General features: G+C 69.5%; 13 protein-coding genes. 9 read left to right on the top strand and 4 right to left on the bottom strand.

Translation table 11 applies throughout. The annotated features are described in order from the left end of the window. The first annotated feature begins 184 nt into the window (after positions 1 to 184). From ACYVJS_RS08665 to ACYVJS_RS08705, 9 genes are all read left to right on the top strand, one after another. On the top strand, positions 185 to 1060 hold the full coding sequence (locus ACYVJS_RS08665) for a transketolase (protein WP_460739547.1): 876 nt from the start codon (positions 185 to 187) through the stop codon (positions 1058 to 1060). Next, positions 1060 to 2025 (top strand): transketolase family protein, encoded by a 966-nt coding sequence (locus tag ACYVJS_RS08670; RefSeq protein WP_460739548.1) that lies wholly within the window; start codon positions 1060 to 1062, stop codon positions 2023 to 2025. The genes ACYVJS_RS08665 and ACYVJS_RS08670 overlap by 1 nt, the downstream gene beginning before the upstream one ends. 8 nt (positions 2026 to 2033) lie before the next feature. Continuing rightward, the gene (locus ACYVJS_RS08675; RefSeq protein ID WP_460739549.1) at positions 2034 to 3104 is read left to right on the top strand and encodes a zinc-dependent alcohol dehydrogenase; all 1071 of its coding nucleotides are present in this window, start codon (positions 2034 to 2036) and stop codon (positions 3102 to 3104) included. Further along, entirely contained in the window at positions 3101 to 4630 is a 1530-nt protein-coding gene (locus ACYVJS_RS08680; protein ID WP_460739550.1) for a sugar ABC transporter ATP-binding protein, read from the top strand. Before ACYVJS_RS08675 ends, ACYVJS_RS08680 begins: the two co-directional genes overlap by 4 nt. A 1-nt stretch (position 4631) precedes the next feature. Beyond that, complete coding sequence (locus tag ACYVJS_RS08685; protein ID WP_460739551.1) at positions 4632 to 5624, top strand: ABC transporter permease; 993 nt, start codon at positions 4632 to 4634, stop codon at positions 5622 to 5624. Between the two features lie 79 nt (positions 5625 to 5703). Beyond that, positions 5704 to 6684, top strand: a complete 981-nt coding sequence (locus ACYVJS_RS08690; RefSeq protein ID WP_460739552.1) for a sugar ABC transporter substrate-binding protein — start codon at positions 5704 to 5706, stop codon at positions 6682 to 6684. A 61-nt stretch (positions 6685 to 6745) separates the two neighbouring features. Then, positions 6746 to 7528, top strand: coding sequence for an SDR family NAD(P)-dependent oxidoreductase (locus ACYVJS_RS08695; RefSeq protein ID WP_460739553.1), 783 nt, complete (start codon positions 6746 to 6748; stop codon positions 7526 to 7528). An 8-nt stretch (positions 7529 to 7536) separates the two neighbouring features. Continuing rightward, positions 7537 to 8433 carry a sugar phosphate isomerase/epimerase family protein gene (locus ACYVJS_RS08700; RefSeq protein ID WP_460739554.1) on the top strand — a complete coding sequence of 299 codons (897 nt, stop codon included), beginning with the start codon at positions 7537 to 7539 and terminating at the stop codon, positions 8431 to 8433. Between the two features lie 91 nt (positions 8434 to 8524). After that, on the top strand, positions 8525 to 10012 hold the full coding sequence (locus ACYVJS_RS08705; RefSeq protein ID WP_460739555.1) for an aldehyde dehydrogenase family protein: 1488 nt from the start codon (positions 8525 to 8527) through the stop codon (positions 10010 to 10012). Positions 10013 to 10072: 60 nt separating this feature from the next. Here ACYVJS_RS08705 and ACYVJS_RS08710 read toward each other — a convergent pair whose 3' ends face one another. The 4 genes from ACYVJS_RS08710 to ACYVJS_RS08725 all read right to left on the bottom strand — a co-directional run bounded on the left by ACYVJS_RS08710 (position 10073) and on the right by ACYVJS_RS08725 (position 13952). Next, positions 10073 to 10420, bottom strand: coding sequence for a VOC family protein (locus ACYVJS_RS08710; RefSeq protein ID WP_460739556.1), 348 nt, complete (start codon positions 10418 to 10420; stop codon positions 10073 to 10075). 206 nt (positions 10421 to 10626) lie between these two features. Further along, positions 10627 to 11724, bottom strand: coding sequence for an NAD(P)-dependent alcohol dehydrogenase (locus tag ACYVJS_RS08715; protein WP_460739557.1), 1098 nt, complete (start codon positions 11722 to 11724; stop codon positions 10627 to 10629). Beyond that, the gene (locus ACYVJS_RS08720) at positions 11721 to 13220 is read right to left on the bottom strand and encodes an aldehyde dehydrogenase family protein (protein WP_460739558.1); all 1500 of its coding nucleotides are present in this window, start codon (positions 13218 to 13220) and stop codon (positions 11721 to 11723) included. The genes ACYVJS_RS08715 and ACYVJS_RS08720 overlap by 4 nt, the downstream gene beginning before the upstream one ends. A gap of 24 nt (positions 13221 to 13244) precedes the next feature. Next, on the bottom strand, positions 13245 to 13952 hold the full coding sequence (locus ACYVJS_RS08725) for an alpha/beta hydrolase (RefSeq protein WP_460739559.1): 708 nt from the start codon (positions 13950 to 13952) through the stop codon (positions 13245 to 13247). Positions 13953 to 13995: the final 43 nt, after the last annotated feature.

Below are 13995 nucleotides of genomic sequence, written 5' to 3' on the forward strand. Positions count from 1 at the left end.
CGGGATCGCGACCGTCGCCACCCCCGCGGCACGAGTTTACGTCCATTCCTGTTTACATGTAAATGAGATCGTGCTACGTTCACCGGGTCGCCCTCCAGAGTCGGATGGCGACACCCGAACGACGTCGATGAAGACGCGATTCCACGCACATTCGACGTCTCCCTGCCATCGACGAGGAGGCATGATGAGCAGTTCCCCCCTGCAGACGGACCGGCGTCCGAACGTGGCCGAACTGGAGGATCTGGCGTTCGAGCTGCGACGCAAGCTCCTGCAGCTGTGCGGCACCTACGAGGGCGCCGTCCACATCGGCGGCGACCTGTCCTCCGCGGACATCTTCACCGCTCTCTTCCACTACGGCTTGAACGTCGACCCGACCGACATCGCCAACCCCGAGCGCGACCGCTTCGTGCTCAGCAAGGGTCACGCGGCCGTGTGCATGTACATCGCGATGGCGATGCGCGGCTTCTTCTCCTACGAGGGCATCGTCGACACCTACGGTCAGCTCGACAGCGCCTACGGCATGCACCCGTGCAAGGTGCAGCTGCCCGGTGTCGAGGCGTCGACGGGCTCGCTCGGCCACGGTCTCCCTCTCGCGGTGGGCATGGCGCTCAGTGCCCGCCACCGTGGCGACGACCACCGTGTCTTCACCCTCCTCGGCGACGGCGAGACCGGCGAAGGGTCGGTCTGGGAGGCGGTCATGGCCGCCCGCAGCAACCGCCTCGGCAACCTCGTCGCCTTCGTCGACCGCAACCGCCAGCTCATGACGAGCTTCGCGGAGGAGCGTGTCGCGTTCGAGCCCTACCCGGACAAGTGGCGCGCCTTCGGGTGGAACGTGGTGCACATCGACGGCCACGACATGGGGCAGCTGGTCGAGGCGCTCGACGCGCTGCCCGAGCCCGACAGCGAGACGCCCACCGTCATCATCGCCGAGACCATCAAGGGCAAGGGCGTCGACTTCATGGAGCGCAACCTCGCCTGGCACGCCGGATCGCTCGGCGCCGCCGACCTCGAACGCGCCCTCGCGGCGCTCACCGCCTCGCGTGAGAAGGAGTCCGTCTGATGCCTGTGACCTTCACTTTCGGAGAGTTCCTCGGAGCTCGGTCTGTGATCGGCTCGACGCTCGCAGAGCTGGGCGCCGAGTACGAGAACCTGTGGGTGCTGACCCCGGACATCGGTGCGACGCTCGTCGAATTCCGCGACACCTTCCCCGACCGGTTCATCGATGTCGGACTCGCGGAGCAGGCGTGCGTCGGCATCGCCGCCGGCCTCGCCTACGACGGCAACATCCCCGTCGTCTCCGGCATGCTCCCCTTTCTCAGCATGCGCGCCCTCGAGCAGGTGCGTACCGACGTCTGCTATCCCAACCTCCCGGTGAAGATCATCGGCACGCACGGCGGACTCGTCGGCAACGGCGGATCGACGCACTACGCGGTCGAGGACCTCGCGCTCATGTGCGCGCTGACGAACATGACCGTCACCTCGATCGGCGACCCGCTCATGGTCGGCGAGATCATCCGGCAGTCGATGACGATGCAGGGGCCCATCTACATCCGCCTCGCCGTCGGCAAGAAGGACAAGGTCCTCTACGAGCCCGGTCAGCACGAGGTGCGCATCGGCAAGGGGATCGTGGCACGCGAGGGAACGGACGCGACGATCTTCACGCACGGCACGACCGTCGCCCAGGCGTTGGATGCCGCGGACGAGCTCGCCAAGGACGGCCGCTCCGTTCGCGTGGTCGACATGTTCACGCTGAAGCCGATCGACGAGGAGCTCATCGTGCGCTCCGCAGCCGAGACGGGCGGCCGCTTCGTCGTGCTCGAGGATCACCTCGCCTACGGTGGCCTCGCCACCCGCGTCGCCGATGTCGTGGCCGATCGCGGGATCCGTCTGACGGCGTTCGAGCGGCTCGGGATCCCGCAGGTGTACGCGGGCTTCGGCGAGGACGAGCAACTGCGCGACAAGTACGGCTACGGGCTGTCGGCGACGACCGCGGCACTGCGTCGCGTGATCGCGGCCGAGGGGTGAGCCGGACCATGCGCACCGTCGCCGTCACGCGCATCGGCAATCTCCGCGACCCCGATGAGGCGGCCCGCGGCCGCATCGGCGTCGTCGATATGCCGCAGCCCGAACTGGGCCCGGAGGACGTCCGTATCCGCGTCGCCTACGCCGCCATCTGCGGATCCGACCCGCACTTGGCCGAGGGTTTCTTCGGCACGGACGTGCCGATCGGACTCGGGCACGAGGTCTCCGGCGTCATCGAGGCGCTGGGCGAGCGCGCCGGGCGGGGTGGTCTCCGTGTCGGCGACCGTGTCGCCGGCAACTTCCTCCGCTTCTGTGGCTCGTGCCGTCCGTGCCAGGACGGACGCCAGCAGTTCTGCGAGCACATCCAGGACTACAACCGTCCGGGCATGGCCGAGACGGTCACCTGGCACATGTCGCAGGTCTACCGCCTGCCCGACAGCGTGAGCCTGCTCGAAGGATGCCTGCTGGAGCCCACGTCCGTCGCCGTGCGCATCGCCGACAAGACCCGCATCCGCGTCGGCGATCGTGTCGTCGTCTGCGGCGGCGGGCCGATCGGGCAGCTCACGGTGCAGGTCATGGCCCGCTACGGTGCGACCGCGCTCACGATGATCGAGCCCATCGCGGACCGGCGGGGGATGGCCAGGCGTCACGGCGCGCAGTACACGATCGACCCCACGAGCGAGAATCAGGCCGCGATCGCCGACGAGCTCACCGAGGGGCGCGGCTACGACGTCGTGATCGACGCCTCGGGATCGACCCGCGCCACTCGAGGACTGCTCGATCTGGCGGCCAAGGGCGGCACGGTCGTCTACGGCGCGATGTATCCGAGCGACTACGAGCTGCCGCTGAACATCTCGGACTACCTCTATCTGAAGGAGCTCACGCTGACGGGCGTCTTCGTCTCGCCGTACGCGTTCCCACGTGCGTTGAACCTGCTTCCGCAGCTCGACCTGGCCGAGTTCACCCAGGCCGTCTTCCCTCTCGAGCAGGCTGCGGAGGCCTTCGAGGCGCACCTCACCGGGCGCCATCCCAAGGTCATCATCGCCTGCAACGACGAGGCCAGGCTCGGAGGGTTGTCATGACAACCGCACTCGAACGGGAGGCAGCGCCGGTGGAGACCGCCCCCGCGCTCGAGGCTCGCGACATCGTCAAGCGCTTCGACGGGGTCCACGCCCTGAAGGGTGCGCGGCTGTCCGTGCTCCCCGGCGAGATCCACGCGCTGCTCGGCGAGAACGGCGCGGGCAAGTCCACGCTGATCAAGGTCGTGACGGGGCTGTACGCCCCGGACGGCGGCACCATTCTGCGCTCGGGCCAGGAGGTCGAGTTCCAGAGCGTGCGCACCGCGCGCGGCGAGGGGATCGTGGCGCTCTACCAGGAGCTGTCCATCATCCCGTCGCTGACGGTGGCGGAGAACATCCTGCTGGGCGAGCAGACGCCGCGCCGCGGGGGTGTCGTCAACTGGCGCGAGCTGCGCCGACGCGCGAAGGAGCAGCTGGACAGCATCAATCAGCGCATCCCGCTGGGCAAGCTGGCGGGCGATCTGTCGCCCGTGCAGCAGACCATGGTGGCGTTCGCCCGCGCCCTCGCCACCGATGCGCGGGTGCTCATCCTGGACGAGCCGACCGCGTCGCTCACCGACACCGAGATCACCGACCTGTTCGCCGTGCTGCGCTCGCTGCGCGAGCGTGGCGTCGCCATCGTGTACGTCTCGCACCGCCTCGAGGAGGTCTTCGAGCTGTGCGACCGGCTGACGATCATGCGCAACGGCGAGACCATCATCACGAAGGATGTGGCCGACTCGCACATCGACGAGGTCATCTCGCTCATGGTCGGCCGTGAGGCGGGGCAGCTCTATCCCGAGCGGGGCTCGGGCGGCGGAGACGTCGTGCTGCGCGTCGAGGGCCTGACCGGTCGTCGCGTGCAGGACGTGTCGTTCGAGGTGCGTGCGGGCGAAGTCCTCGGCATCGGCGGGCTGGCCGGCGCAGGACGCAGTGAGCTGTTGCGCATCCTCGCCGGGGCGCAGAAGCACCAGGCCGGCACGATCACGGTGGGGGACAAGACCCTGCCGCGCTCGCCGGGAGTGGGGCGTGCGCTCGCCGCGGGCATCGCGCTCGTCCCGGAGGAGCGCCGCAGCCAGGGCGTGATCCTGGGCGCGTCGATCCAGGACAACATCACGATCGCAAACCTCTCCTCGGTGAGCTCGGTCGGCGTCGTCTCCCAGGCGCGCATCGCCGACATCGCCCGCCGCGGGATGTCGGACCTGCAGATCAAGGCGCGCAGCCCCCGTCAGAGCGTGGGCGAGCTCTCGGGCGGCAACCAGCAGAAGGTCGTGCTGGCCAAGATGCTCGAGCGACAGCCCGCCGTCCTGCTCATGGACGAGCCCACGCGCGGAATCGACGTCGGCACCAAGGCCGAGATCTACCGCCTCATCCGTCGCCTGGCGGCGACCGGCACCGCCGTGATCGCCGTCAGCTCCGAACTCCCCGAGCTCATCGGCATGAGCGACCGCGTCGTCATCATGCACGAGGGCCGCATCTCCGGACAGGTCGCCGCGGCGGAGGCCGACGACGAACTGCTCCTCTCCTACTGCTACGGAAAGTCAGAGTGACATGGCCACCACCACGGACCCCACGCTCACCACGCGCAGCATCGTGACCGCGCGCGCCGAGTCGTTCGGGCGCATCTTCCTCCACGGCGGCACGGTCGTCGCCCTCATCGTGCTCATCGTCTTCTTCTTCGCGATGCGCCCCGATGTGTTCCTGACCTTCACAAACGTGAAGAACATCCTGTACCAGGTCTCGATCCTCGCCATCATCGCCGGGGCACAGACCATCGTCATGGTCGTCGGCGACTTCGACCTGTCGGTGGGCGCCACCTCGGCGCTCGCGGGCGCGGTCGCCGCATCCATGATGATCAACGGCGTTCCCGTGACCGTCGCGGTCGCCGTCGCGATCCTCGTGGGTCTGCTCGTCGGGCTCGTCAACGGGTTGCTGATCGCCTACGTGAATCTCTCCGCGTTCGTCGCGACGCTCGCCACGATGACCTCCGTGGTGGGGCTTGCCTACCTCGTGACAGCGGGGACGACGCTGTTCAACCTGCCGCCGGAGTTCAACTCCATGGGGCAGGGGAAGCTGTTCGAGATCCCGATCCCGGTCTACATCGCGATCGTCATCTCGTTGCTGCTGTGGTTCGTGCTGCGCTTCACGACGATGGGTCGTCGCTGGTACGCGACCGGCGGCAACGTCGAGGTCTCGCGCCTGTCCGGCATCAACGTGCGGCGGGCTCGGCTCATCGCGTTCACCGCGGCCGGGGCGATCTCGGCGCTCGGCGGCGTGCTGCTGGCGGCGCGCCTCGGAAGTGCGAGCGCCGTGCAGGGCAGCGACAACATGATGTTCTCCGTCGCCGCCGTCTTCCTCGGCATGACCGTCGTCCGCTCGGGAGCCGCGAACCTCGGCGGCACCATGGTCGGCGTCGCGATCATCGGCGTCATGAGCAACGGCCTGAACATCCTGGGCGTCAACGCCTACGTCCAGCAGGTCGTCACGGGCCTGATCATCATCGCCGCGGTGACGCTGTCGTCGCTGCGGCACCGAGAGCGCTGACGCTCCGCATCCACTTTCCCGAAGCGGCCGCCCCGCGGCCGTGCACCATCACAACGGCACGAACACAAAGGAGTAAGACGTGCGCACATCAATCAAGGCTCTCGCGGCCGTGGCCGCCGCAGCGGCCCTCGTCCTGACCGGATGCTCGTCGGGCGGCTCGGGTGGCGGCGGCGACGACAAGTTCAAGGTCATCGCCTTCACCTCCGGAAACCAGACGCCGGTCGGCGCCTGGTGGGTCAAGGCCGTGCAGGACAAGGCCGACGAGCTCGGCTGGGATCTGACGGTCATCCAGGGCGACTTCGACTTCCAGAAGATGAACCCGGCCGTCGAGAGCGCGATCGGCCAGGGTGCCGACGCCATCTTCGACGGCTACACGGACGTCGCCTCGATCGGCTCCATCGTCACCGCGGCCAAGGACGCGAACATCCCGATCTTCGCGATCGACTCCGCGACCGAGGAGAACGATGCGTTCGCGGTCAACGTCACCGCCGATCAGCAGGGCATCGTCGACCAGACCGTCGGGGCGTTGGATGACGCCCTCGGGGGGCTCAAGGGCAAGAACATCATGGTCATCGGCCACGACCCGCACCCCGGCATCCGGCTGCGCGCGAGCCTCGCCGAGAAGGCGCTGACCGCCGCGGGCGCGAACATCGCCGGCGGCGACATCCAGAAGGTCGCCTCTCCCGCGACCGGACGCACCGAGGCGCTGTCTCTCGTCGCGGACTACCTGTCGGCGAACCCCGGCGGCCTCGACGGCGTCTGGGTCGGCTGGGACGACGCGGCGCTCGGCGCCGCGCAGGCCGTCAGCGAGGCGGGCTCGAAGGCGAAGGTCACCGGCGTCGACGCCACGAGCGAGGCGATCGCCGCCATCAAGGCGGGCGGTCCGTTCCTGGCGACCATCGAGCAGCCCTGGCCGAGCATCCTCGACACGGTCGTGGGGGACATCGAGGCCTACCGCAAGGACGGCACGCTGCCCTCTTCCCGCTTCGATGCCGTCGCGACCACTCTCGTGACCGTCGACAACGCGGACAGCATCACCCCCTCCGACAAGCTCGGTTGACCCGATGGGGCGGGGTGCGGAGAGCGCCCCGCCCCATCCCAGACATGGATGGAGGTCGCACATGCGACTGGAATCGAAGACCGCCCTCATCACGGGTGGCAGCAGCGGCATCGGCCGCGCGACCGTCGAGAAGTTCCTCCGCGAGGGCGCGAAGGTCATGATCGCCGACGTCGACCTGGCTCGCTCCGATCAGGTCGTGACGGAGCTCGAGGGCCTCGGCTTCACGGGTTCGGTCGCGGCCGTGCGTACCGATGTCTCCCGCTTTGAGGATGTCGAGGCCGCCGTCGCGAGGACGGTGGAGGTGTTCGGCTCGCTCGACGTGATCTTCAACAACGCGGGGATCGCGGGCGGCAAGCCGCTGCTCGAGCACGACCCCGAGGTCGACTACGCCCCGATGATCCGCATCGACCAGGACGGCGTCTACTACGGCATCCTCGCCGCCGGCCGGCAGTTCCGGAAACAGGGAACGGGTGGCGTGATCATCAGCACGTCGTCGATCTACGGGCAGCAGGCGGCGGAGCTCTCGTTCTCGTACAGCGCGGCCAAGGCCGCCGTCATCTCGTTCACCCGATCCGCGGCCTACGAGTTGGCCGAGTACGGCGTCCGCGCCGTCGCGATCACCCCGGGCCGCGTCGGAACCCCGATCATCAACCAGTTCAGCGAAGAGCTGCGGGCGACGTTCGCCGCCGAACAGATGCGCAACGCCCTGACCGCTCCCGAGGAGATCGCGGACGTCGTGGCATTCCTGGCCTCCGACGAGGCGAACGCCATCAATGGCACCGTCGTGAGTGTCGACGACGGCTACTCGGTGTTCAAGCAGCGGCTCGATCTGCCGGTGTTCTGAGGCGCGTCATGGACCTAGATCTCGCATGCCACCTCTCGGCGATCACTCCCGAGTTGGCCCCGTCGCAGCTCGTGCCGGTTCTGCACGACCTGCGGGAGATGGGTTACCGTCGCGCCGTGCTCCCGCCGTTGGATGCCGCCACCGTCGATGCGGAGGCTCTGGCCGACGCGTTCGTGCGCACCGGGATGCTGCCGATCGCCATGTGCGGACAGGTGCCGGACGCCGATGTCTCCTCGCCCGACGCCGACGTGCGTCGGGCGGGGGTCGAGCTCCTGCGCGAGAGCGTGCGGCTGGCCGAACGGCTCGGTGCCGATCAGCTGAACGGGGTGCCCTACGGGCTCTTCGGTCGTCCGTCGGAGCCGGTGGGCCTCACGCGTCTGGCCGAGAGTGCGCGAGCGGTGGGAGCCGTCGCGGACGAGGCGGCCGAGCGCGGCATCCAGATGACCTTCGAGGTGCTGAACCGCTACGAGGAGGCCGCGGTCAATACGGCCGCCCAGGCTATGGACTACGTCGCCGCGAGCGGATCTGACCACCTCGGCATCCACCTCGATAGCTTCCACATGGCGATCGAGGAGGCGGATGCCGTGCAGGCGGTCCGCACCGCGATGCCGCGACTGCGCTATCTCGAGCTCGGCCAGTCCGGTCGGGGTGCGCTGGAGCACGGCGCCGTCGATGTGCCCGCCCTCGTGCGGGAAGCACTGGATGCGGGTTATCGCGGCCGGTGGGGCGTGGAGGCGTTCTCGCGGCCGCTGGCCGGGGGCGCCGCCGACGTGCTCTCGATCTGGCGCACGCCGTACACCGACGGCCTCGCGCTGGCACGGGACGCGATCGGGGTGATCCGGCGCGGCTGGTCGGAGAGCGTCCCCGGTCGCCGATCCCACCGCCTTGCCCGCGCGGCGGGCTGAGTCGGGAGCACCCGCCCATTGCGCGCGGAAGCCGCGTCGCTCAGGATGTATTCACACGTATAGGGCAGCGAAGCCCGGAAAGGTGACACCGATGTCGACCGCAACGCAGGACACCGCCACACTGATCGATCCCGACGTCTTCGCCGGGCGGATCTACATCGACGGCGAGTGGGTCGAAGGCGGGGGAGGCGCCATCGCCTCCATCGAGCCCGCCACCGGTGAGACGCTCGTGCAGGTGGGCATGGCGGATGCGGCGGATGTCGCGCGCGCCGCCGCATCCGCCGCTCGTGCGCAGCGAGAGTGGGCGGCCACGCCGCATCCGGCCCGCGCGGCCGTGCTGCGCAAGGCGGCTCAGCTGTGGGAGCAGCACGCGGAAGAGATCATGGGGTGGAACATCCGCGAGGTCGGCGCCATCCCGCCGCTCGCAGGCTTCGCCCTGCATGTGACCGCGGCCGAGTGTTACGAGGCGTCGTCCCTGCCGTCGGCGCCGTTGGGCACCATCCTCTCCAGCGAGGAGCCGCGACTGTCGCTCGCGCAGCAGGTCCCTGTCGGTGTCGTGGGCGTCATCTCGCCCTTCAACGTCCCGCTCATCCTCGGCATCCGTGCGGTCGCGCCGGCCCTGGCGCTCGGCAATGCCGTGCTGCTCAAGCCCGACCCCCGTACGGTCGTGACAGGCGGTGTCTCGATGGTGCGCATCTTCGAGGAGGCCGGGCTGCCGAAGGGCATCCTGCAGCTCGTGTCGGGCGGTGCCGAGGTCGGCGAGGCGATGGTGGCAGACCCGCACGTGCGCGTGGTCGCCTTCACGGGGTCGACGCGCGCCGGTCGCGCGGTCGGCGAGCTCGCCGGCCGCCACCTCACTCGCGCCCACCTCGAGCTCGGCGGCAACTCCGCCTTCCTCGTGCGCGAGGACGCCGACGTCGACCAGGCGGTCAACCTGGCCACGTGGGGCGCGTTCCTGCACCAGGGTCAGATCTGCATGACCGTGGGTCGGCACATCGTGCACGAGTCGCTGTTCGACGAGTACGTCGCGAAGCTCGCTGCGAAAGCCGACTCGATGGTCGTCGGCGACCCGGCCGCAGGCCAGGTGCACCTCGGGCCCCTCATCGACGAGACGCAGCGGGACCGCGTGCATACGCTCGTGCAGGACGCCGTCGCCCAAGGCGCCCGCCTCGCGGCCGGTGGCACGTATGAGCAGCTGTTCTACCGCCCGACGGTGCTGGCGAATCCCCCGAAGGATGCGGCCGCGTACTGCGACGAGGTCTTCGGCCCCGTCGCCTCGGTGGTTTCGTTCGCGACCGACGACGAGGCCGTCGAGCTCGCCGCCGCGACAGAGTACGGCCTGTCGCTGGGCATCGTGAGCCGCGATGCGATGAAGGCGTACGACCTGGCGAAGCGCATCCCGACCGGCATCGTGCATATCAACGACCAGACGGTCAACGACGAGGCCAACTCTCCCTTCGGCGGCGTCGGCGCCTCCGGCACCGGCTCTCGCCACGGCGGCGCACAGGCGAACATCGACGCGTTCACCGAGACCCGCTGGATCACGATGCGCCGCGAGCCGGGCCAGTACCCGCTCTGATACAGACGGATGCGGGCGGCCCCTCCATCGGGACCGTCCGCATCCGGTCGTGGAGAGGGATTACGGGCGGGCAAGATCCGGGCGAGCCGTGTAGTCGGTGAAGCCGATCCGGTTGCCCCACGGATCGACGACCTCTGCCGTCAGTCCGGTCGGGATCGGTAACGTCGGCACGCCGAGTTCCGAGGCCGCATCGCGAGCATCCGCCACCTCGAACCAGACCTTCGTCGGCGAGACGGAGTCGGATCTGCTGAGGACGATCCCCGCCACGTCTCCTCCGACGTCGAGCACCGCCATACCCGGCGCACGCACCTTGAGCGTCAGCCCGACGATCCGCTCGTACCAGGCCACCGCTTCGTCGAGGTCGCCGACCTGGATGAACACGTTGTCGATCCCGCGCGGGTCAGGCATGCTTCAGCGCCTCGTGGTGCGTGGTCGAGAGGACGGGGCGGGTGCGCCGTTCGGCGACGGTCGTCGTGTCGGATCGGCCCTGGAGCGGCCCCGCGGTACGCATAGCGCAACCGTAGCCGGAGCGCTCGTTGTGGCGACGGGCGGCGACCGTGACAAGTTCGACGGATGCGGGCGGGCCCCCGTCACCGGGTCCGCCCGCATCCGGCTCAGTAGACGATGACCGGCTTGACCGTGACCCCGTGGTGCATGTCGGCGACCGCCTGGTCGATCTCGTCGAGCGTGTACGTCTTCTCCAGCAGTTCCAACGGCAACCGGCCCTCGGCGTGCAGGCGAGCCAGCTCCGGGATGAGCTGCTGCGGCAGCGTGTCGCCCATCGTGACGCCGCGGAGGACCTTTCCGGTCAGGATGCCCTGGATGTCCACCGGGATCTCCGTTCCGGGCGGGGGCGCGCCGCACACGAGGACCGTGCCGCGGATGGCGGCCGCATCCAGGGCACCGCGGGCCACGCGCGGATTGGCGGTCGTGTCGAAGCTCAGGTCGATGCCGTGCCCGCCGGTGATCTCGGCGAGGCGGGCCGCGACGTCGTCCGTGCTGGCGTTGATCGTGTGGGTCGCGCCGAGGCGGCGCGCGAGCGTCAGCCGGTCGTCGACGAGATCGATCGCGACGAGCGCGGCGGGGCCGCGGTGCGCTGCCGCCATGATCGCCGCCAGTCCGACCGCGCCGGAGCCGTAGACGGCGACGGTGTCGGACGGGCTCGGATCCAGGACGTTCCACATCGAGCCGAAGCCGGTCAGGATGCCGCAGCCGAGCGGTGCGAGGACGGTGAGATCGGCATCCGCATCCACCGCGACGAGGGAGCGTTCGTCGGCGATCGCATAGGTGCCGAACGAGGACTGTCCGAAGAAGTGGCCCGCCACCGGAGCGCCGTCGCGCATGATGGCGCCCGAATCGTCGGGGCGCATCATGCCGAACAGGTTTCGCACCTGCCACGTCTCGCAGTAGGCGGGATGCCCGCCCGCGCATCCGCGGCACGCACCGCACGAGGTGAAGCTCAGCAGCACCTTGTCGCCGGGTGCCACGGAGTCGACACCTGCCCCGACCTGTTCGACGATGCCTGCGCCCTCGTGCCCGATGATGCCGGGCGTTGGAAACGGGATGCCGCCGGCGATGACGCCGAGATCCGTGTGACACAGCCCTGTCGCGACGAGCCGTACCAGCACCTCGCCGTGGCCTGGTGCCCCGTACTCCACGTCCTCGACGCGCAGTGCGCCGTCCTCGAGGATTGCGGCGCGACCCGCGGTCACGCCGAGGCTCCGGTCTCGAGGTTGAAGACGATCGAGTGGGTGCGCTGGTACGAGGCCATCGCCTCGGGGCCGTTCTCCCGTCCCCATCCGGATGCTTTGACGCCGCCGAACGGAACGGAGGGGTCCAGCAGCGCCCAGCCGTTGACCCAGGTGATGCCCGCATCCAGGCGCGCGGCGACGCGGTGCGCCTTGGCGAGATCGGCGGTCTGGATGCCGGAGGCCAGGCCGTACGGTGTCGAGTTCGCGAGGGCGATCGCCTCGTCCTCGGTGTCGAAGGGCTGCACCGTCAGGACGGGACCGAAGACCTCCTCGGCCACGACCTCGGCGTCGTTCGGCACGTCGGCGATCACGGTCGGCCGGTAGAAGAAGCCGCCGCCGAGATCGGCGCGCTCGCCGCCCGTGACGATGCGCGCTCCCGCCGCGCGGGCGCGGTCCACCATCGCCGCGACCTTCTCGAGCTGGTTCGCGCTGGCCAGGGGCCCGATGACCGTCCCCTCATCCGTCGGGTCGCCGAACGGCACATGCGGGAGGGCGTCGGAGAGGATGGCGAGCACCGTGTCGTACAGAGGACGCTCGACCAGCAGGCGGGGGCCCGCCATGCAGAACTGACCGGAGTTGAACACGAACGCCGAGATCACCGTGTTGATCGCCGCGTTCAGATCCGCGTCGGCGAACAGGATGTTCGCGGCGTTGCCGCCGAGCTCCGCCGTGAACGGCTTCAGCGTGCGCCCGGCGATGGCGGCGGCGTGCGCGCCGATCTCGGTGGACCCGGTGAAAGCGACCTTGTCGACATCCGGGTGGCCGACGAGGTGATCGCCGAGTGCGGCGCCCGGGCCTGTCACGACGTTGAAGACACCGTCGGGCACTCCCGCCTGCTGCAGGATGTCGGCGATGATGAGCGCCGACAGCGGAGTGTCGCTCGCCGGCTTGTGCACGACGCTGTTGCCCGCGATGAGGGCGGGCGCGATCTTGGAGCTGGAGAGGATGAGGGGGAAGTTGAAGGGCGTGATGGCCGCGACGACACCGATCGGCTCGCGCTTCACGTAGGCGTGGGTGTTGCCCGTCGTCTCGCGCACGTCGCCGTCGAGGTGGTGTCCGAGGCTCGCGTAGAACTCGTACAGCTCGGCCGCGTTGTTGACGTCGATGATGCGCGCGAAGGTGATGGGCTTTCCGACGTCGAGGCTCTCCGCCTGCGCGAGCTCCTCGGTCCTCTCACGCATGAGCGTGTACGCACGCTGCAGGATGCGGGCGCGTTCTCGGCTGGAGAGGCGCGACCAGACGCCGGAGTCGAATGCGGCGCGGGCGGCGGCGACCGCCGCGTCGACGTCGGAGGTGGTCGCCCGTGCGACCTCGCCCACTTTCCGGCCGGTGGCGGGGGCGACGACGTCCATGACGGCGCCGTCGGAGGCGTCGCGCCACGCGCCGCCGATGAACAGCTGCTTCGGTGCGCGAGGGTCGGTTGCGGCGAGGGTGGATGCGGGATCGGTGAGGGTCATGAGGTGCTCCTTCGGTGGGTGGGGTCAGACCCGTGCGCTCGCGGCGACGCGTGTGAGTGCGTCGACGAAGCCCTGCGGGTCTTCCTGGAACGGTGCGTGCCCAGTGGCAAGGCGGATGATCTCGGAGCCGGCGCGCTCGGCCAGCGTCTGCTGCAACGACGGCGGCACGAGCACGTCCTTCTCGGTGAGCAGGTACCAGCTCGGCTTCGTGCGCCACGCGACCGCGGTCACGGTGTCGGTGAGGGAGGCGAGCGACTGCGGACGGAACATGTCGGCGAGCTGCTCGCCCGCCTCCGGCGGCGTGCCCGGAGGGAAGTCGGCGGAGACCATCGCGATGCGGTCCTCGCGGGTGGCGCCGAGGGTCACCTGGCCGCCGGCGACGTGCCATCCGGGCGGGAACGCGCCGCCGACGGACCCGCGGACGCTCTCTCCGGCATCCAGTGCGAAGGCGGCGATGTAGATCAGGCCCGCGACGGACGGATGATCGCCGGCTTCCGTCACCGGGACGCCGCCGTACGAGTGGCCGACCAGCAGGACGGGCGTCTCGGCGTGATCGAGGCGGTCGCGCAGCGCTGCGGCATCGGCGGCGAGGGATCCGGTCGACCCCGTGGAGGGCAGCTCGAGGGTCTCGACCGTCCAGCCGAGCGACTGGAGCGCGGGGATGACGGGGGCGAACTCCCACCCTCCCACCCACGCGCCGTGGATGAGGAGCACATGCGGGTTCTGGCTCATGTTCCGGTCTTCCTTGATCCGGGGAGCCGGCGTGCGGCGGCTC

The sequence above is a fragment of the Microbacterium neimengense genome, from assembly GCF_054782995.1.

What these genes read in the sequence shown, in the direction of transcription:
- ACYVJS_RS08665 (WP_460739547.1), top strand. Translation starts at nt 185, where the DNA reads ATGAGCAGTTCCCCCCTGCAGACGGACCGGCGTCCGAACGTGGCCGAA.
- ACYVJS_RS08670 (WP_460739548.1), top strand. Translation starts at nt 1,060, where the DNA reads ATGCCTGTGACCTTCACTTTCGGAGAGTTCCTCGGAGCTCGGTCTGTG.
- ACYVJS_RS08675 (WP_460739549.1), top strand. Translation starts at nt 2,034, where the DNA reads ATGCGCACCGTCGCCGTCACGCGCATCGGCAATCTCCGCGACCCCGAT.
- ACYVJS_RS08680 (WP_460739550.1), top strand. Translation starts at nt 3,101, where the DNA reads ATGACAACCGCACTCGAACGGGAGGCAGCGCCGGTGGAGACCGCCCCC.
- ACYVJS_RS08685 (WP_460739551.1), top strand. Translation starts at nt 4,632, where the DNA reads ATGGCCACCACCACGGACCCCACGCTCACCACGCGCAGCATCGTGACC.
- ACYVJS_RS08695 (WP_460739553.1), top strand. Translation starts at nt 6,746, where the DNA reads ATGCGACTGGAATCGAAGACCGCCCTCATCACGGGTGGCAGCAGCGGC.
- ACYVJS_RS08700 (WP_460739554.1), top strand. Translation starts at nt 7,537, where the DNA reads ATGGACCTAGATCTCGCATGCCACCTCTCGGCGATCACTCCCGAGTTG.
- ACYVJS_RS08705 (WP_460739555.1), top strand. Translation starts at nt 8,525, where the DNA reads ATGTCGACCGCAACGCAGGACACCGCCACACTGATCGATCCCGACGTC.
- ACYVJS_RS08710 (WP_460739556.1), bottom strand. Translation starts at nt 10,420, where the DNA reads ATGCCTGACCCGCGCGGGATCGACAACGTGTTCATCCAGGTCGGCGAC.
- ACYVJS_RS08720 (WP_460739558.1), bottom strand. Translation starts at nt 13,220, where the DNA reads ATGACCCTCACCGATCCCGCATCCACCCTCGCCGCAACCGACCCTCGC.
- ACYVJS_RS08725 (WP_460739559.1), bottom strand. Translation starts at nt 13,952, where the DNA reads ATGAGCCAGAACCCGCATGTGCTCCTCATCCACGGCGCGTGGGTGGGA.